At 48.3% G+C, this 18960-nt stretch carries 14 protein-coding genes and 2 tRNA genes; 7 read left to right on the top strand and 9 right to left on the bottom strand.

The window, feature by feature from the left end; genetic code table 11:
• The first annotated feature begins 208 nt into the window (after window positions 1–208).
• The 4 genes from ACJJI3_RS06025 (at window position 209) to ACJJI3_RS06010 (ending at window position 5254) form a co-directional block, all read left to right on the top strand.
• Complete coding sequence (locus tag ACJJI3_RS06025; RefSeq protein WP_413665673.1) at window positions 209–862, top strand: response regulator; 654 nt, start codon at window positions 209–211, stop codon at window positions 860–862.
• 44 nt (window positions 863–906) lie between these two features.
• Complete coding sequence (gene uvrC, locus ACJJI3_RS06020) at window positions 907–2721, top strand: excinuclease ABC subunit UvrC (RefSeq protein ID WP_444941844.1); 1815 nt, start codon at window positions 907–909, stop codon at window positions 2719–2721.
• Between the two features lie 100 nt (window positions 2722–2821).
• Complete coding sequence (gene pgsA, locus ACJJI3_RS06015) at window positions 2822–3385, top strand: CDP-diacylglycerol--glycerol-3-phosphate 3-phosphatidyltransferase (RefSeq protein ID WP_444941843.1); 564 nt, start codon at window positions 2822–2824, stop codon at window positions 3383–3385.
• A gap of 159 nt (window positions 3386–3544) precedes the next feature.
• Window positions 3545–5254, top strand: a complete 1710-nt coding sequence (locus ACJJI3_RS06010; RefSeq protein WP_444941842.1) for a sulfatase-like hydrolase/transferase — start codon at window positions 3545–3547, stop codon at window positions 5252–5254.
• A 30-nt stretch (window positions 5255–5284) separates the two neighbouring features.
• Here ACJJI3_RS06010 and ACJJI3_RS06005 read toward each other — a convergent pair whose 3' ends face one another.
• Window positions 5285–5893, bottom strand: coding sequence for an LEA/WHy family protein (locus tag ACJJI3_RS06005; protein ID WP_444941841.1), 609 nt, complete (start codon window positions 5891–5893; stop codon window positions 5285–5287).
• A 79-nt stretch (window positions 5894–5972) separates the two neighbouring features.
• Between ACJJI3_RS06005 and ACJJI3_RS06000 the strand changes: the two genes are divergently transcribed.
• Entirely contained in the window at window positions 5973–7139 is a 1167-nt protein-coding gene (locus ACJJI3_RS06000; RefSeq protein WP_444941840.1) for a dipeptidase, read from the top strand.
• Window positions 7140–7525: 386 nt separating this feature from the next.
• Window positions 7526–8221 carry a YopT-type cysteine protease domain-containing protein gene (locus tag ACJJI3_RS05995; protein WP_444905356.1) on the top strand — a complete coding sequence of 232 codons (696 nt, stop codon included), beginning with the start codon at window positions 7526–7528 and terminating at the stop codon, window positions 8219–8221.
• A gap of 160 nt (window positions 8222–8381) precedes the next feature.
• Here ACJJI3_RS05995 and ACJJI3_RS05990 read toward each other — a convergent pair whose 3' ends face one another.
• Window positions 8382–8846, bottom strand: a complete 465-nt coding sequence (locus ACJJI3_RS05990) for a RidA family protein (protein ID WP_444941839.1) — start codon at window positions 8844–8846, stop codon at window positions 8382–8384.
• A 1151-nt stretch (window positions 8847–9997) separates the two neighbouring features.
• On the bottom strand, window positions 9998–10495 hold the full coding sequence (locus ACJJI3_RS05985) for a 6-pyruvoyl trahydropterin synthase family protein (protein ID WP_444941838.1): 498 nt from the start codon (window positions 10493–10495) through the stop codon (window positions 9998–10000).
• Between the two features lie 553 nt (window positions 10496–11048).
• Between ACJJI3_RS05985 and folE the strand changes: the two genes are divergently transcribed.
• The gene (gene folE / locus ACJJI3_RS05980) at window positions 11049–11591 is read left to right on the top strand and encodes a GTP cyclohydrolase I FolE (protein ID WP_444941837.1); all 543 of its coding nucleotides are present in this window, start codon (window positions 11049–11051) and stop codon (window positions 11589–11591) included.
• A 731-nt stretch (window positions 11592–12322) separates the two neighbouring features.
• On the opposite strand, the gene ACJJI3_RS05975 is transcribed toward folE, so the two are convergent.
• The 6 genes from ACJJI3_RS05975 to ACJJI3_RS05950 form a co-directional block, all read right to left on the bottom strand.
• Window positions 12323–12409: transfer RNA gene (locus ACJJI3_RS05975), tRNA-Leu, on the bottom strand.
• Window positions 12410–12499: 90 nt separating this feature from the next.
• A tRNA-Cys gene (locus ACJJI3_RS05970) sits at window positions 12500–12573 on the bottom strand.
• Window positions 12574–12884: 311 nt separating this feature from the next.
• Complete coding sequence (locus tag ACJJI3_RS05965; RefSeq protein WP_444941836.1) at window positions 12885–14270, bottom strand: hypothetical protein; 1386 nt, start codon at window positions 14268–14270, stop codon at window positions 12885–12887.
• 397 nt (window positions 14271–14667) lie between these two features.
• Window positions 14668–16575, bottom strand: coding sequence for a S8 family serine peptidase (locus tag ACJJI3_RS05960; protein WP_444941835.1), 1908 nt, complete (start codon window positions 16573–16575; stop codon window positions 14668–14670).
• A gap of 85 nt (window positions 16576–16660) precedes the next feature.
• Window positions 16661–16894 (bottom strand): hypothetical protein, encoded by a 234-nt coding sequence (locus ACJJI3_RS05955; RefSeq protein ID WP_444941834.1) that lies wholly within the window; start codon window positions 16892–16894, stop codon window positions 16661–16663.
• A 91-nt stretch (window positions 16895–16985) separates the two neighbouring features.
• Complete coding sequence (locus ACJJI3_RS05950) at window positions 16986–17855, bottom strand: hypothetical protein (RefSeq protein WP_444941833.1); 870 nt, start codon at window positions 17853–17855, stop codon at window positions 16986–16988.
• Window positions 17856–18960: the final 1105 nt, after the last annotated feature.

Raw genomic sequence — 18960 nt, 5'->3', positions numbered from 1 at the left:
TGTGGTCAAATGTCTGTTCAGCAGCATTTGAAACGGTGCTTCTGCTTTGCAGTAGCGTTTTTGTCTGGTATGTTGCGGTTGGGTTCCGGGGGGACCTACACGGGGTAGTTTCACCGTGAGCTAAAAAGAAGAACGCAGTTTATAGAGCTCGTGCGTTGGGGATGTATACGCGGCGTAGCCACTGCACTTATCCGTAGTTGGGGATAGCTTGATCAAAGTCTTAGTGGTGGATGATCACGATCTTGTGCGAATGGGCATTTCGCGCATGCTGGGTGATGTTGAGGATATAGAAGTCGCCGGAGAGGCAAACTGTGGCGAGGAGGCCCTGGAATTCGTTCGCCGGTCTAATGTTGATGTCATTCTGATGGATGTAAAAATGCCAGGTATGGGCGGCCTTGAAGCGACTAGAAAGCTGCTGCAGCGGTGCCCGGAGGCTAAGGTTGTTGCCGTTAGTGCACTCGATGATGATTTATTCCCGGGCCGCTTGATGCAGGCTGGGGCAATGGGTTACGTGACTAAAGGCGCGGACCTTGAAGAAATGGTTCGAGCGATACGGACGGTTATTTCAGGTGGTGTTTTTATCAGTAATTCCATGGCAACCAAAATGGCGATGCGCAGTGTCAGTGGCCAGGATGATCAGCAATCTCCGTTTGAAAAATTATCTAAAAGGGAATTGCAGACTGCAGACATGATCGTCAATGGCGCCAAGGTTGCGGATATTGCAAAGTCTCTCTCGGTAAGCCCCAAAACGGTGAATAGCTACCGCTACAGGATTTTTGAGAAGTTGGATATTAATAGTGATGTAGAGTTGACGATCCTCGCTGTTAAACACCAAATTCTCGACCCAGATGCTGCACTTTAATTGAAAAGTGGCTGATTTCTTAAAATATTGAGGCCGGTTGCCAGATGTTCGACAGCAAGCGTTTCCTCGCGACAGTAACTCGCAAACCCGGCGTCTACCAGATGTTCGACGCCGAAAATAAAATCCTCTACGTAGGGAAAGCCAAGAACCTTCGCAATCGGTTATCGAGCTACTTTCGGAGCTCCGGACTAACGACAAAAACCATGGCGCTGGTGCAGCGTATTGGAAACATCGAAGTCACCGTTACGCGCAGTGAAACCGAAGCCCTGGTGCTTGAACAAAGCCTGATCAAGTCCCAGCGGCCCCCATACAATGTGATGCTGAAGGATGATAAAGGGTATCCTTATATCTTTCTTTCCAGCAATGACACTTTTCCCCGTATTGCATTCCACCGTGGTGCCAAGCGCAAGAAAGGCCGATACTTCGGACCTTTTCCAAATGCATCGTCGGTTCGCGACAGCCTGAACTTTTTGCAAAAAACTTTTCGAATCCGCTCTTGTGAAGACAGTGTTTTTCGCAACCGCTCAAGGCCCTGCCTTCAATATCAGATAGAGCGCTGCACCGCTCCCTGTGTCGATTTTATTTCTCCCGAGGACTATCGCCAGGATGTTCGCCATGCAGAGATGTTTCTCACGGGTAAAAGTGACAGCATTATCCAAGAGTTGGCCGATCAAATGGATGAGGCATCCCGGGCGCTGGAATTTGAAAAAGCCGCGAGACTGCGGGACCAAATTTCCGCGCTGCGTCGTCTACAAGCGGATCAGGTAGCTGAGGGTGCAAGTGGCGATGTGGATGTGCTGGGAATAGCCAGTGAGGGCGGCAGCTGTTGCGTACACGTTCTGTTTGTCAGGCAGGGGCGAATTCTGGGGAGTCGCAGTTATTTTCCCAGTGAGCGCCTGGGACTCACACCGCCAGAGCTACTTTCCGCATTTGTTCCGCAATTTTACCTGGGCAGTCCCCGAGAGATCCCCCGTGAGATTTTAGTTTCAGAGGCCTTACAGGATCTCGAGCCACTTCAACAGGCTCTTAGCGAGCAGTGTGGTCGCGATGTCGGTATCACCCATAAGTTGCGTGGCAAGCGGGCCACTTGGGTTGAAATGGCGCAACAGGCAGCGCAACAGAATTTGACTAGTCGAACTGCAGCCCAGCAAAAACTCTACAACCGTTTCGAGAAGCTCCAGGAAGTATTAGAACTGGAGCAGCTCCCGGAGAGGCTTGAGTGCTTTGACATCAGCCATTCTTCCGGTGAGGCCACGGTTGCGTCCTGTGTTGTATTTGATACCGGAGGCCCGGTGAAGTCGGATTATCGCCGATTCAATATTGAGGGTATCCAGGCGGGCGATGATTATGCGGCAATGGGGCAGGCGCTAAAGCGGCGCTATACACGCCTTTCCGGTGGCGAGGGCAAATTCCCCAATATCCTGTTGATCGACGGGGGGAGGGGCCAGGTTACACAAGCGGTCGAAGCTCTGAATGAGCTGGGCATTGTCGGAGTGCAAATTATTGGTGTTGCCAAAGGAACTACACGAAAAGCGGGCTTTGAAACATTACATGTGGTTTCAAGTAACAAAGAGCTTGTACTCTCCGCCGACTCATCAGCGCTGCACTTAATTCAACAAGTGCGAGACGAAGCGCACCGCTTTGCTATCGCTGGCCACCGGGCAAAACGGGATAAAAAACGCAGGGAGTCTCCATTGGAAGGTATCGCTGGAGTAGGGCCCACTCGCCGCAGGGCGCTGCTGCGACATTTCGGAGGTTTACAGGAGCTAAAACGCGCAACAGTAACGGAGATTGCCAGCGTGGATGGTATCAGCCGGAAACTGGCTCAGGATATATACTCGGCACTACACCACGAGTAGAACAGGATTGAGCTGGCGATTAAATGGCCAGTTTTTTTTAAGCGTTTCATTTTGCGCGATGGCTTGATAACGTACGCCCTCCGCAAGAATAGAGAAAAGTATGACTATCGCCAATCAACTAACACTGTTACGTGTTGCTCTGATCCCATTTTTTGTTTTGGTTTTCTATTTGCCGTACAAGTGGAGTTACATTGCTTCTGCTGCAATTTTTGCAGTTGCCGCAGTTACCGATTGGCTTGACGGCTATCTCGCCAGGAAATTAAATCAGAGTACTGCCCTGGGGGCCTTTCTGGACCCGGTTGCCGATAAGCTAATGGTGGCTACTGCATTGGTCTTGTTGGTGGGGCTGCATGACAATCCGCTGTTTGCGATTGCTGCGGCGGTGATTATCTGTCGGGAGATCGCGGTCTCTGGGTTGCGGGAGTGGATGGCCGAGCTCGGGCAGCGCAGCAGTGTTGCCGTTTCCTATGTAGGCAAAGTCAAAACCACCGCACAGATGGCAGCAATTCTTGTTCTGCTTGCATTCGATGTTAGAGAGTTTCCGGTGATGGAAACTATTGGATATCTGCTGCTCTATATCGCTGCCGGCCTCACCTTGTGGACAATGGTGATGTACTTGCGTGCCGCATGGCCCGCCCTTATGGCCGACAGCCGGGATAAGTAGATAGAGGGGAATTTACTTCTCTCACGAAATTGGCGCCTCGATTCTGGCATTTTCTGGAAAACGAGGCGCTCTTTACCCCGCTTAAACTCGCTCTTCCTCTTCCAAGCCCCTGCGCTCCTCTAAATTGTTAGATACTTTTCTGCGATCTATAGGAAGCTCATGTCCGTCAAAAGCCACCTGATTATGATCTGGCTGCTTTGCATCACTCTCAATGTCGAGGGGCAAGTTGTACACGATGCCGAGTTTTATATTCTCAAGATGCAAAACGGCGAACGTTGGGATCAAGAGGATGCGGAGCTTGAGCAACGCTTACAGCAGTTGCGGCAGAAATATGGACAGCCACCGAATATAGTATTCCTGCTGTGGGATGACACTGCATTTGGAGCTGTTGGCTTTCCTGCGTTACAAAAGAACTTTGGCTACTCAACGCCAAATCTAAACCAGATGGCTGCAGAGGGTATCAATTTTACCCGCATGTACTCTGAACCCTCATGCACACCAACCCGCGCTGCTGCGCTCACCGGACGGCTACCGGTGCGCTATGGCATGGGTGAAGTGGGTATGCCCCATGAGTTTTCCGGTCTACGCGCAGAAGAAGTCACTATTGCCGAGGTACTTTCGCAAGCGGGTTATACGACAGGCTTTTTCGGCAAGGGGCACCTTGGAGATATCGAGGAGAGTTATTTACACAATCAGGGGTTCGATGAGGCGTTGTTCACTCCGATGAACCAGATTACCTCCCTGTTTAACCCCCAGGCAAATGTAGCAAATGCGGTGCTGGGCATGTTCCCCGAAATCTATCCACCTGATCCCTATCGGTTGGACAGCCCTGGTCTGATTCCCGCTGGCTGGGTAATGAATATTGAAGGGAAAAAGGGACAACCCGGGAGGGAATGGTGCGGAACATCCAACGAGTGCTTCGCTAAGTTTGATCCAGAAGCAGAACAGAGAACGCTGGCGTTTATTCGTCGCAGTGCAGAGCAGAAGAAACCGTTTTTCGTTGCCTACTGGCCCAATCTCCTTAATTTCATGGCGATGTATAACCCCAAGCGCTCGGTAGCCGGGCTGATGGTTGCCGATGCTTTCCCGGCGATGGATAACTTTGTCGGGGTGCTGATGCAAGAATTGAAAAGCTTAGGGCTCGCTGAAAATACCTTGTTCGTTGCAATGGCGGATAACGGCCCTATGGTTCACAGTCCGCCGGCGGGGTGGGGAATGCTGCCCATGTTGTATCGGGGTGGCAAAGGGGATTTTACTGAGGGCGGCGTTCGCGTACCTGCTTTTGCCTGGTGGCCAGGAACTATCGAAGCGGGACAAACGGCAGGAGATATTATTCATATCACTGACCTGTATACGACTTTCGCTCGCTTGGGTGGAGCAACTGATGCTATTCCCACGGATCGCGTCGTTGATGGCCTCGACCAGACCGCTCTGTTCCTAAACGGCGATACTCATGGCCGCCGGGATTATGTATTTATTTATACGGGTAAGGAATTGGGGGCAACAGTAAAGGGGCGATATAAGAGGCATTGGCTGGGAGCGGGGGAGGTGGCAGGGTCGGGGATGCCGGAGGCTTATTACGATTTATATATGGACCCCCGGGAGGAGTCCCCGCAGTTGGTGCCGTTAATTTACACCCAGGGCCAGTTCAATCATATGGTGGCTCGCCACCGTTTATTCAAACGTAAATATCCAGACGTAGCCAGCGGCAAAGGCATACCCTATACCGGGCTGGCCAATGCGCGCCCTGAGACACAGGCTATTGGTGAGCGCGTGCGCGCAGTCATCAGTGAGATGCCATTCACTGTTGAAGACTATCTCGAGTATCAAATCCCCGGTGCCGACAAGGTCGGCGACTGGGGAGATTAAAACGCTATATCCAAAGTGAGTAGGCTTGGGCTAGTGGTAGAGGCCCAGATTCTGATTTAGTCGAATTTCGCCACTTCGCTGCACTGTAATGGAAGGCACAATGGACCTGCTCAGGCCAATCTTTGCCTGAAGTTCATAGGGTACCGATTGCTGCCCACTATTCGCTAATTCAGCGGCAGCGAATAGAGACCCCATCCAGCTCGCAGTTGCGTCTACCGAGATGTCATCCTGGCCATAGGGGGCAATGGGCAATAAGTTGTTTGAGGTTCCTGTCATCACTTTGTGGCCGGCAAGACTGAGCTTGTAGTAGATCCCGGAGAGGGGTAGCTCTTGGTTGTTAGGGTTGAAAATGCGCAAATGGATTCTGAAGCGCAGATCGCTGCCGACGGCAGGAGGAAGCGGCTCCAGCCCAATAATCTCAACCTCGGGCTGCTGAAAATTGGGCGATAAAGCGGCGCAACCACCCATGAATAGAGCGAATAATACGAGTAAGTTCAGTTGTAAAAGTTTGATCACTGCTTGTCCTTCATTTTTCTCTCTTCTGATAAGTACGAGGTTGGTGTCCCAGCGCTTATTCCACGACCACCACAGTTTTATTTCTCTTGCTTGCTTATTGAGCAACCGCTCGAATTGCTTCATTCTGCGATCCTGATGGATCGAAGAAGGTTGTTGCCTCTGTGCAAACTTCCCCATGGATTTCTACTAATGGAGACAATAGATGAGCAAGTGGTTCATTCTTCTGACAACAATGGTGGTGATATTGTTCGCCAGCTGGAAATGGCTTTTGCTTCCGGCTATTGAAAAGTCGATGAACAAAGTAGAGCCGGGCAAAATTGCAGCGCTGTCACCTGAGGCTAAAGCGCTACACCAAAGTCTATTGGTAGGTGATCTCCACGCAGATAGTTTCCTGTGGGCCAGGGATTTGAGGAAGCGAGCCGACTATGGTCATCTGGACCTTCCCCGGGCGAGAGAAGGTAATCTGGGTATCCAGGTCTTCACATCAGTTACCAAGTCTCCCCGGGGGCAGAACTATCAAAAGAACTCCAGCAAAGCTGGCGATAATATAACCTTGTTGGCAATTGCTCAGGCGTGGCCAGTAAAGGCGTGGGGCAGCTTGTATCAGCGGGCGCTCTATCATGCAGAGCGTGTTAATGCGCTACAGCAATCTGCGCCTGACCAAATACGTATCGTCAAAAGTGCGGCAGATTTACAACAGGTGCTTGCAGCAAGGAAGCAGGGCGGAGAGGTTTTGGCTGCACTCCTTGGCACTGAAGGTGCCCATCCTTTGGAAGGGAAGATCGAAAACATCGGCCACCTATACGATGCTGGTTTCCGGGTGATGGGATTGCAACACTTTTTCGACAATGAGCTGGGTGGCTCCCTGCATGGAGAAAGCGGGCAAGGTTTGAGCGCATTTGGCCGGAAAGCAGTGCAGGAGATGGAAAGGCACTCTATTGTGATTGACGTCGCCCACTCCTCCGAGCAGGTCGTCCGCGAAGTTTTGGATATTGCCGAGCGCCCAGTGATTGTTTCCCATACCGGGCTTCAAGGGGCGTGTAACTCACGCCGGAATATCAGTGACGAGCTAATGAAGGAGATAGCGGGTAAAGGAGGCTTGGTTGGAATTGGTTTCTGGCCTGGTGCTGTCTGCGATACAAGCCCCAAGAGCATTGTTAAATCCATTCGTTATGCCATTGATACACTGGGTGTGGATCATGTCGCATTGGGCTCGGACTATGACGGTAGTGTAAAGGTTGCATTTGATGTAAGTGAACTGGGCGTGCTTACCGCAGAAATGCTTCGGCAAGGGTTTACTGAAGAAGAGATCCGCAAAGTAATGGGTGAGAACCTGAGAGATTTCTTCCTTACTCAACTTCCCAGTTAATATCATATAGGAAGGTTGAATTTAGATTCCGCAGCCTTCTCAACAGATATATTAGCGCTGGTATTTGATAGCTCACTGTTCTGATGAGTTTGTTATTACCAGCGCAATACTTGTACTCGTATATGATTAAAAATAAATTTACTTTCTGCACTTATCCAAACGCAGTTTAAACTGGAAATTTGTATCATATTTTGACCTTAACCTCCTGAAAAGCCAATTGAAATCAAGTGTAATCAAATTCCGGTTTACTTTTTAAAATGACTTAAAGCTAAAAAAGCCACAAGAAAATTGATAGAGATAAAACTGTAGGTGAGAAAAATAGAACATGGGCCGCGATACCGCGGATAGGCAAAAGTCCACTATCTCTAAAGAATAGGGAGACCTCCATGTTCAATCCAAAACTAACAGAAACAGAATTTCTATTGGATCAGGCAAATTACATCCAACCCGGTGTCCACAATGACGTAAGGCGCGGAGTTTGTTACGCATTATCCTACATGTGGGTGAGACTCGGCTTGCAACCCGGCGGTCATATAAATATGCACCTCCAGGCAGGACTGCAACAGCGTTACCATAATACGGGAATTGGAAACGCTCTCAACAGAGCAACTCCAGGTATGTTTTTAAGAGCTGTTGGCGGGTCGACCACCACCTTTGGGCAGCCTATCTATACAATGCAAAGGGCAATTTCCGCGCAGCAGCAGATACAGGGAAATGTGATGGGTATATCGTCAGGGTTAAGGACGATTTGTCGGACAGATGGGTATACCGAGCACTGTATCGCCCGTGGGCATCAGTTGAACCCATTTGAGCCTTTTTCCACATTTTTGCGATGGATACGGCAGGGGATGGCCCGCCTTAATCAAGGCTTTGCATTGATAGGATTCCTGGGCCCCAACAGCGGCCATGCAATTGCAATTCAAGTACAGAATGGTAATACCTGGAGACTTTTTGACCCCAATTTTGGTTCCTTTGTATTTAACGGATACAACCGCTTTAAGGCCGAATTACATCAGCTGGCTTTGATATACCTGGCGATGGGCACTGCTGGTGGAAGCTGGATGATTTCAACTTTTAGATAAGTAAGCCGGGTTGTTGATTTCCTGAGGTATCACAGGGTCGCTTAGGCGACCCTGTGCGTTGAGTTTAAGTGCAAGCGTATACTAGAGAATTTAGACCGCAGTAAAAGTCCTGATGAGTCAATTAGGGGGATTAGTCTGGCACTCCCAGTTTTAATATTGACTACTTGGCAGCGATGCACTCAATTTCAATTTGGGCGTCCAGCGCTAGGGACTCCACTGCAAAGGTAGTCCTTGCAGGGTAGGGGGAGGCAAAAGCTTTTTGGTAGATGTTGTTGAATTCAGGGAAATTCTTGATATCTGTTAAAATGACCGTGCATTTAACGACATCTTTCATTTCGTAGTCGTAGCGCTCCAAAGTTTGCTTTATGTTGTCTAGAGTCTGTTTGGTCTCCGCAGAGAATCCCCCTTGGGCTAACCGCTTAGTCTCCGGTGAAAGCCCTATTTGGCCAGAAAGAAATAGCTGGTTGCCAACTTTTACAGCCTCTGAAAACGGTAGCTTTGAGGCTGATCCTGTTGGGTTCAGAAATTCAACCTGCTCAGCGTCCTTTGCATAGCTGAAACTGGAAAGCGTGATAGTGAAAAGTGCAGAAATTAATGCATTTATAAGTAGTGTCTTTATCTTCATTGGAATCTTTTTTTGTAAGTTTTTCATAAAAGCTGGGGCCGGTGTATCTTGCGGTCGATCATTTTTTGTTCTTGGTGATTACCTCAAAAAACTTAGATGGGTTTCTGGAGCAAGTGTGTATTGGAGCTTATGAGTAACCACCTTCGCTTTAGTTGAGTATAACCTGCTGGAGCGAGCTAATTGGATTAAGGTACTAAAGGGTATATCGGGTGGTGATTATACCTGCAATTTGTATCTAATTTGTACGCATTGGAGACAGTGATGAATGCGAGAGTTTTCTCGTATTATGAGTAGCTCAATCCCATTGCTTACCTGAGTGCCACTTTTAACATTGCTGGATTATTGAACAATAGTGCTCTGGAGTGACTGACTCGGCAGCGCTGCTATTCGGGTGCGCTATTCTCTCCCTAAGCCAATCGAGCTTAAGCGTTGTATTGAGTGGACCGACCTCTTTTAATTGAAACCAACACACACATTTTATTGTAGAAATATAGATTTGCCAGGATTATGGCTAAACTTGAGTACTCAATTAGGGAAGTGATATGCCCCTCTTTAAGCAGCCATCAAAAGAACGGAAACGCTCGAAACTAAATGCTTCAAAGCCTGATTCTCAAATTGGCGTACATGTCATCTATGCATGTATATTTATACAGCTGCATATATTGACAGCTCTCTAGTGTGAGGGGTAATATATTCACAGCTGCTTTGGTTTTCATGCAGCAACCATCCTTTCTTGAACCGGCCCCCAAGCCGGTTTTTTTTATTCTTCCTTGGTCGGTTTATTTCATTTCTAGTTTAGGGTAGTTAAATGAGCGTATGGCATACATTGGCAATTGAAGGGGTGGGCTTGATTCTTTTTTCTGTGTTTCTAGGTGTACAGGCGTGGAGGTGCGGCTAAGAACCTCTGGTTGTCCAATAAAGGTCGGAACTAAAGTTATGGTGATAGGGGAGATGTATTGCCTCAAATTCTCCCATCCGGAAAAGTTGGCTCGGATACTGGAGCTCCCGAAATGGTAGGATTGATTCGGATATTGGTTTGTATCTTTGGTGTATGTTTCGGCCCCTTTAGAGGGTGGCTTAAAGTATCATTGCAGTGACTGGTATTTCTGTGTCTATAGAAATAGCAGGGGCGCTATGAGATTCCAAAAATTTTAACTAATACCGTATCTTGCTTCTACCGTCATATGCTCACCAGTAACTGTTACCTCGCGTACTTCAATTTCTCCCTCGTGTTCAGTTTTGCCAATAATATCCTTCATACACCCATAAAAGTATTTGGCCAAAGCCTCAAAGCTAGGGGGAAAGTCGACAACATATAATCTTAAGTTGTCTTTCTCCACAATTTTTTTTATGTCTGGATATAGTGGGTCATTTTTATCAACAATAAATGAATGATCCATTTGATCAATAATTTTTTGAAAAGGTGCCTTAAATAGGTCTGTATCCATGACAAAGTTCTGGCGATCTACTGTTTCACTAGATAAGGTCACTGAAACTAACAATGAGTGGCCATGTAGATTTGCGCATTTGTTATAAGGATACGGCATATCATCAGAGTAGAACTCTTTGCCGCGCCCTTTGCGCATGTCCTGATTCCATGTTCGATGGCCCATGTCTAACTTAAATGTTTTTGTGATTTGATATGCCATATAGCTATTCCTAATATAAGGCTGACCATGAAAAACAACAAAAAAATAAAGTGTACTTAATGATTATATTCTATATCGTAAATCGAGCTTTAAATTGCTGAGAATAGATGTGGTTTACTATTTTGTTGTGATTCTTGCATCAGTTTTCGAGTCTTGAGAGCTTCCATTTCTCTTGTATTTCCTAGCCGAATTCAAGTGGAAAGTTATTCTATTTAATTTTTCTGATGAAAAATTAAGTCTTGTTAGGTGTAGTTTATGCATTTAGCAAGGGTCTACCTTCAAGTTCTTTAATTAACTTGGGAGCTGCGGGTAAAAATGATTAAGAGATATACTTTTATTTTTCCTGATAACGGCTTATTTATGAGTTTAGTTAACCTGTTGTTCTCCAAGGCAGTGTAAATTTCGGTTGTATTTTAGTTTTTTTGAAAGAGTCTATTCTTAAGTATAGAAGGTTTTATCAGGGGCTATGCGGTTCTTGTTACCGAGCTGTGAGTGAGCAGGGTGGGTGGTAGCTTTAATATGTACTTGACTGTGAAGATGTTGCGGGAATGGTATGAAAGAACACTACGCACGAATTATCGAAGAAATAGGTGAGGATCCACAGCGCCCAGGTCTCAAGGACACGTCCGAGCGCGCGGCCACTGCTATGAAATATCTGACCCGTGGTTATGATCAGACTATCGAAGATGTAGTCAACAATGCGATTTTTCCTTTCGATAGCAATGAGATAGTGCTAGTTAAGGATATCGAGCTTTATTCCTTATGTGAGCATCACTTACTACCATTTATAGGTCACAGTCATGTGGCTTATATTCCTAATGGCAATATTTTAGGTGTTTCCAAGCTAGCGCGTATCGTTGATATGTTTGCGCGTCGCTTGCAAATCCAGGAAAGGCTTACTACTCAGATTGCTGAAACCCTGCAAGGTGTCATTGGTGCTACCGGAGTTGCTGTAGTTATTGAGGCCAGGCACACATGCATGATGATGCGCGGTCCTCAAAAGCAAAATTCAATGATGAGAACTTTGGCTATGCTCGGTACCTTTCGCAGCAACCAAGCTACACGCAATGAGTTTTTCTCTTTGCTGCATCGGTAGCAAAGCCGATTTACTTGCAAGCCAGCCAATGTTGACTAAGTAAATTGCTATTTTTCAGGCTGTCAAGGAAGGTGCAGGGAAGCTCGAGGCTGCTGCCCTCGTTATAAATGAATTCCATTTTAAAACATTCTTAGTTGCCTTAGAGGGTTCCAATAATGTGGGGTTAGCCTCTTCAGTTGCGACGGTGATTAAAGGTGAGGTCATGGACTTCTGGCTAAATGCAGATTCTCACTGCATCGTAGATAAGTATTTTATTTAAAATGCTGGGGTGCCACCTCTGAGAGCCAAGGCATGAGAAGCGCAAAGGCTAAGCCGTTGGTAGCCAAGCGGGCATCCTGATAAAGAGGCGTGCTGTAACGAAGATAGATAAAAAGTAGCCGGCCTAATTGCCATAGAGTGCGGCTTCTCCCTAGATTCCTCCGGTGATTATCAGGTTGCAGGTCTCGCACCCCTTAAAGTCTATTTAAGCTATACACTCTTCCGTCTTGCATGTTCGCGAAATAGTGAGCCCGGTGGTGTTGATGCTTAGTGGCTCAGTAGCTCTATAACTGAAACTTGAGGGACGATGGATCTTAAGGTGGCCAACTGGCGATAAGGCTCAGTGTAGGTTGATGGGCGGCACAAGCGGAACGGTAACTACTGGTGTATCAGTGGAAGAAATTTAATTCTAAAAATGGGGCGCGCCAGATTTGCACGAAGTGGGAGTTACTTATTAATTTCAAAGATCTGATTGGTGCCCGGGGCCGGACTTGAACCGGCACGGCCGTGAAGCCGGGAGATTTTAAGTCTCCTGTGTCTACCAATTCCACCACCCGGGCAGATCCTTTGCGAGAGAGGGCGATGTTTAATAGTTGCCCTTCATTCTCACTTTCATTGCGTTCAACAGGATACTGCAATGAAGAGGAAAATGGAGGCTAGGGTCGGAATCGAACCGGCGTACACGGAGTTGCAGTCCGCTGCATGACCACTCTGCCACCTAGCCTTTTTTATCCGCCTTTGGCGGAAAAGAACGCTGCGAATTCTATCTGATAAATCTGAAAAATCCTAGCGTTTTCTTATACTTACGTGCGTTTCGCTGTGTAAGTGGGCGCCATTTTAGGGACTCTAGAGGATTAGTCAAGCATTGTTTTCATCAATGTTGCAAACAAGTGAAAAAAGTAGGAAAAGTTACCTTCTGATGGTGGGGGAGGGCTGTAATAACTTTTAGCGCTGGTGCTCAAGAACCTATTTCCATTTGTTCTAAATTAATCTTCAGGTGTGCTGGCAATCTGTGACCTGTGTTCGATACTGTCTTTATCTGGCTAACACATCTCCCCCAACGTGTTTAGTAATGCTGGTAGGGTGGCTCACATGGCTGCCACCCGGAAGCAAGGATGAAATCCTCCAAGTTTCACTCCTAATGGTCTTGGCCCTGACGCTCTCCCCCCCGTCGTCAGGGCTTTTTTTTGTCTGCTGTTTATTGGAGCCTTTCGGCCGGTCTGTCAGGTTTTCTGTGGCTAATGTATCCACGGGTTTACCGGCTGCTTTCTCAGACAGGGATCTAAACCTTTCCAGAGTCACTTCACCGCGTGTTCGAGCCAGTTCTCGTGCGACGTCATCAACACTTGCCTTGCCATTGCTGGCCTCGCGAATCTCTTTATCCAGTTGCTGCATTACCCCGGCCGCACGGGCGGTAATGGGGCCGGACGAGCGTTCGACTAATAGTGAAGGAGCCTTCTTACCCCATTTAATCAGTTTATCCATTGCCTCCTGATAGCGGGTTTCACTGATGCCACCAGTTCGCCTTAAAATCTCCAGGGAGTAAAACTCAGCCAGTCCCTCTACAATCCAATCGCTCTCATCGTCGCCGTGAATTCCCGTGCCCACATGAACTAACTCGTGGATCATGCTGCTGGTGCGGTTGCCGCTGATCAATGGTCGATCAGCATGCATATATAAAGAGCGTGTTCCCGACAGTCCGCCGCGCCACATGGGGTCGTCAGCGGTTACGATCAATAGATGATCAGGGAAGAGGGGGAAGATCTTCTTGAGCTCTGGCAGGTTCCAATTTAGGAAGGCCAGGATGTCTTGCCGCCGAATATTCTCATTTTTAGGGCCTGCAACACGGGTTTCAGTGCCGGCAATCATATCCTGCCGACTGCCAATTTTCCCTACAATCATCCAGCCCTTGGGTCTTACAAACTTACGCTTGGGGTCAGATAACTCGTATAGGTTATCTTCGATCTCAGGGTAGGGTAGGGCCGCATACCATTGGTCAGGAAGTTCCAGCTTAAGGCGGGCGGTAGAGCGGCCACGGCTGGTTGCCGATACCGGTGCAATCAATTTATCGCTGCGGAGAATTGCCCAGTCTTTGGTGATCCGTGAATCGTAGCCACCGTTGCTACGCTGGTTGTCTATGACAAAGCGGTACTTGAGGGCGGGGTTCTTTCCTTCGGGTTGCCAGGTTGCTTTGTCGCCCTCGATCTTTAGGGGGGTGTCACTTTCCAGGTCCTGATAGCGGCCAGAGCGCAAGTTTAGAACGAGCTTACTTGGCATATCATCACCGCTGAGCGCCATTTCCACCTCAGCCAGCTTGGAGTTGGGTGAGATCTCTGCACTGTAAAGAATCTCATAAGCCTGAACAGCAGGGGATAGAGTGGCGAGTAATAGCGGCAGTGTTAGTAATCGTTTAAGCATCATTTCTTCAGCGGGAAATCCAACAATTAGTCGTTTCGACAGTATCTAAGCCTACAGGTGCCCTTGTGTCACCTTCAAGCAAACTGGTCACAAGCTAGCCAGTTATGAGGTGACAGTTTTGTGCCGTCAGGTTTCATTGCATTGGTTTCAGATATGTACCACTTAAAAAGAATACACTTACAAAGTCGTTATCATATAACGGCACATATTAATGAGCATTTCCCGTATAAGTAAACAAGAAGATAGATATGGGTGGGCCGTCACAAACATCTTTTGAGAGGGCTGGGTTAGTGGGCAGGCATGCTGACTAAGTGGGAATTGAGCGCTACGAAGAACAAGACCGCAGCATAGCTGCGGTCTTGAAGGGTCTTTTGCAGTCTAACTAATGATGGCGACAGAGCTACCAATATCTGATTGCACGGGGATCAACGAACTGCATACCGTAGGCGCTCAGGGCAAATCCATCTGGAAAACTGCTTACCATTGGTTGCTGGGGGTTAACCGCGGCTATTTCGGAAGGGTAATAGCCTCCCGGCACAAACTGCCCCTGCCAACTGGGTGTAGCTTGAGGGGGGTAGCCCTGTAACGGACTCATGGTAAATCCAGAGTATGGAGTGGCTGGGGAGGGGCCTTGCGCGGTTGCGGCATGAGTACCCGCGGCCCTTGCTTGCTCTTTAGCGGACTCAAAAGCGGAGTTGATACCGAAAAGCTTGGGAACACCTGCGCCAACTCTCTCTGCCCCGAGGGGCATTGGTGCGGCCAAGGATTGGATCAGTTGGAATAAGGCGGTCACTCTGGATACATCTTTCTGCCGGAGCGCACCTTTAAATAATGGATGGTGGGCAAGTAGTAGTGCTGCCAAACCGGTAACATGCGGCGCGGCCATTGATGTACCTGATTGAACATCGAAGCCTTTGTCAGGCACAGACGAAACGATACCCACACCAGGTGCGGCAACAGAAATTTCCTGGCCGAAAGCGCTAAACCTAGGAACAAATAGACCGTCGGCTGATGCTGTTGAGGGTATTACTGTTTGCGCTTCCCAGGAATCTTTGGGGAATTCATTGAGCATTCCAAGAGCGCCTACAGCCATAGCATTTGGGGATCTGGCTGGATACTGGACTGCCCCGCCATTGTTGCCTGCGGCAACTATACAGGCGATACCATGTTGGACCGCTTCCTCGATTTGCTGCTCAACAGCCTCTGATGAATCAGAGCTGCCCAGGCTCATATTTACCACATCAACGCCGAGCTCTATGCAATGTGAGAGCGCATCAATCAAGCTACTAAATTGCCCGCCGGGGAAAACTTTGAATACATAGATTTCGGCCTCAGGAGCAAATCCGCGTATTGCCTCGGAGCCAGAGGGTTGGCCTGTAATAATTCCCGCACAGTGGGTTCCATGGCCGACGATATCTTCTACCCAGCTATTGGTATCGTAATTATTGGTGACATCGATACCATTCTTTAAATGGCTCAGTATCGGGTGCTTATTGTCCGCACCGGAATCGATGATTGCGATTTTGATACCTTTGCCTGTGTATTCATCGGGTAGCTGGTCCAGGCCCATGTACTTTTGCCCCCAGCCATAGGAGGCATCATTGGGGAAGTTGGGTATGGCTTCGCTCAGAGGTTGGAGTTTCACCAGGTTCACATCGGTGAGCGATAGGGAGGGGCTGCGAATATATTTGTTCCAGAAATCTTTGGCGGGACGGATCAGAAGTGATTTCACTTGAGCGCCGCCGCTTTGCGCAAAAATACTGAGCGCAACCTCCCCTTTATTGTTAGTGACCCCCTCCTGGGGAAAGCCCGCGCTTTCAACAATTATTTGAGCGTCGCGTATGGGCTCACCTTTTGCGCCGATAACGCGGAAGTGCACCTGCTGTGCCTGGACATGGTATTCACGCAATAGTCCGGGTTGCTGTGCAAAAACTGCGGAAAAGGTCGGCGAATAACTCGCTTGCCCGTAAGAGAGAAGTGAGTCCAGTTCAACGGCGACGTTTGGTGGAGTGGTCTGGTAAAGTGCCGCAGCAGCATCCACATCCATACGGACTTTGTAAATATTGGTGGCCTCATCGGCGGAAGACAGCGTTTTTAGTTTTCTGCCGGGGCGTATTTCACGAAGCACCTCACAACCTGCCTGCCTGGCAATAGTGGAAATCACATGGTGCATTGAGCCCGAGCTCAATGGCTGCACGCCCATGGATTTAGCCATTAGGCTGCGGCGGGGTGAAATAAGTAGCTCGACTTTCTCTGCAACCTCGACCGAAGGTTCTCCTGCGGCCTTTTCTTGTCGGGATTCAGTCATGTTCATGTTCCTTCGCTTTCAGTGCGGTACTGATTTAGTACGCGTGTGAAACGTCTGAAAGTGGTGAATCGAGTGGGTTTCAGTCTCAATTGAGAGGGTGGATAGGTTGATCCGGATCAATAATTACTTTGCCTCTCAATTTCTTTCTTAGGTCGTCGACGGCATCGGGTGTAGCCACAAGGGTGACGTTGCTTTTGCGCAAAGTAACGTCCTTAACATCGGGGCAATTTGAAGCTTCCTTCACCAGCTCCTCTAGCTCCAGAGTGCTAGCTGATACCTTACGATTGGGTACGGCTACATATTGCTCAAACTTCTTCATTTTCTTCTCATTGTGACTGTGCTATCCAAAGTAGGGCAGGGGCGAACCCACCCCCAGGAAAAGGGGCGTGAAGCCCCTTTTTGCATCATTTTTAGTGCAGATAAGCTTGTTGCTGAAAGGCTGAGTTGGGTTGCGGCATTGCCTGATAGGGCAGTGGTTGTCCGATGCCACTCAAATTCTGAAAAGGTTGCTGTGGCGGCTGCGGGAAAGCCTGGAATGGCACCGGTTGACTCAGTGGTGCAAAAGCCTGCGGGGGAACCGACCCATACTGCTCCGGAGCCACAGGTGCCAGTTGATTTACCGGTTGGCCGACGTAGGTCTGAGGAACGAGGTGTGGCGCGAATTGCGGTGCGGCCTGGTAGGGTAGTAGGTGGCTAAGGCGCGCCAAGTTGTTAAGGAGTTGACCTTGTTGGGGCGCACCAATGTAGTTACCAAGAACAGGTGCGGCACGGCTAACCAGTTCACCGAGGAGACCTTGCGGTGGCAGTTGCGGAGCGGCTTGATAGGGTAAGAGCTGACCTAGTTGGGTGGCTGCATTGATTAGCTGTGCCTGAGGGTTATTGATGTAACTGGCCAAAACAGGGGCCGCGCGATTTATCAATTCGCTGAGATAGTTTTGGGGGGCAAACTGATGAGCGAACTGAGGTGGAATCTGTGGAGCAAGCTGCTGAGGAATGTGGGGCGCTAACTGGTGTGGAAGCTGTGGTGCGGCCTGGAAGGGCAGTACTTGGCCCAATCCGCCGAGTGCATTGATCAATTGACCTTGTGGTCCACCGACAATGCCACCAACTACCGGAGCTGCGCGGCTAATAAACTCTCCCAGCAACCCTTGTGGTGCTAACTGTTGAAGCGGTAGGTATGGCTGGGGGGGAGTGAGTCCGACGACCGGATTAATCGGAGGTGCGGCATAGTTTTGTGGTTGTCCAAAGATCCCTTGAGCATATGCATATGGTTGGTACATGAACGTACTCCTCGAGTAGACCAATGACGATAGGGGGCTATCGCCCAGGTTATTTCATGGTTTACGGGTGAGAATTTTGGAGCTTGATAGAGCCCCGTTTTTAGGATCAGCCTGCTGATAATAAATCGGTAATGAGCTTTCGAGTTGTTGCATCTTGCGACGGACACTCAGCCGGCTGATCTGAGTATAGAGAAGCTTTTCAGAAGCACAGGGAAAGTTTGAAAAAAAATGGAGCGGGAAACAAAAAGGTAATGGGGGCGCAATTGTAGTCACTATTTTTCTTAAAATTTTGTAATTTTTCCAAAAGGAGGATTTTTTAAAAATAAAGTCTCACTCGGGATTTGCTACTTAAATGAGCGGTTAATATTCTTGTGGCGTGCAGGGTGCTGCTCCCTTGTGTTGGTGTTAGGGCTCGGGAAAAATCCCCTCGGGTTCCCGGTGAAAAATAGCGGCACTTGTAGAAATATCCGTAAATAGCGAACTGGAATTTAAAGGTAACTGTATATATCGATGTCTTGGAAAAGTAACTTATAGAACTTATCAGTTCGCTTTTATGTAAAGGTCTACTTACTCAAAACATCAAAAAACGATATCTAGTTGCGTTTCAATGTAATTTGCTATTGCCTCGCGCTGTATACCCTTCTTGGTTTTTCTGTACCAAACTCTTGCATTCTCCGTGGAGAGCTTTGCATTTTTTTATACGTGTGCTCTCAAAACTAAAAGTACTTGATAGTCGTTGAAGATACGTAAATACAAGAAAGTGGATAGAAATAATATCGGTATTTTTTTGGCGACCACAGTTTGCCGTATACGAGAAGAGGGGTTCAGAGAGTGGATAGATTGGTGGAAAGTGTTCGACCCCAGGGAGAACAAGGGATTGGTTGTTAGTTGGCAGACTAAATGGATGTGTCGGAGATAGGGGCAATTACTAGCAACAGTAAAGCTTGAATCTCCAGTGTAGAAAGAGGCGCTTGGAGCCGGGGAGGTCCAGCTATAATGCGGATTAGACTGCCTTTGAGGACAGCTCAAAGACCGGTTGTGTCGGCAAAATGACTCATGATGACATTCGCGCCAAAAATTACTTGATCTTTGAAAAATGGATGAG

The sequence above is a fragment of the Microbulbifer maximicatervae (SeqCode) genome (assembly GCF_052466985.1).
Note: the sequence above shows the minus strand (reverse complement) of the source record. Positions and strands in the feature narration are given on the sequence as shown.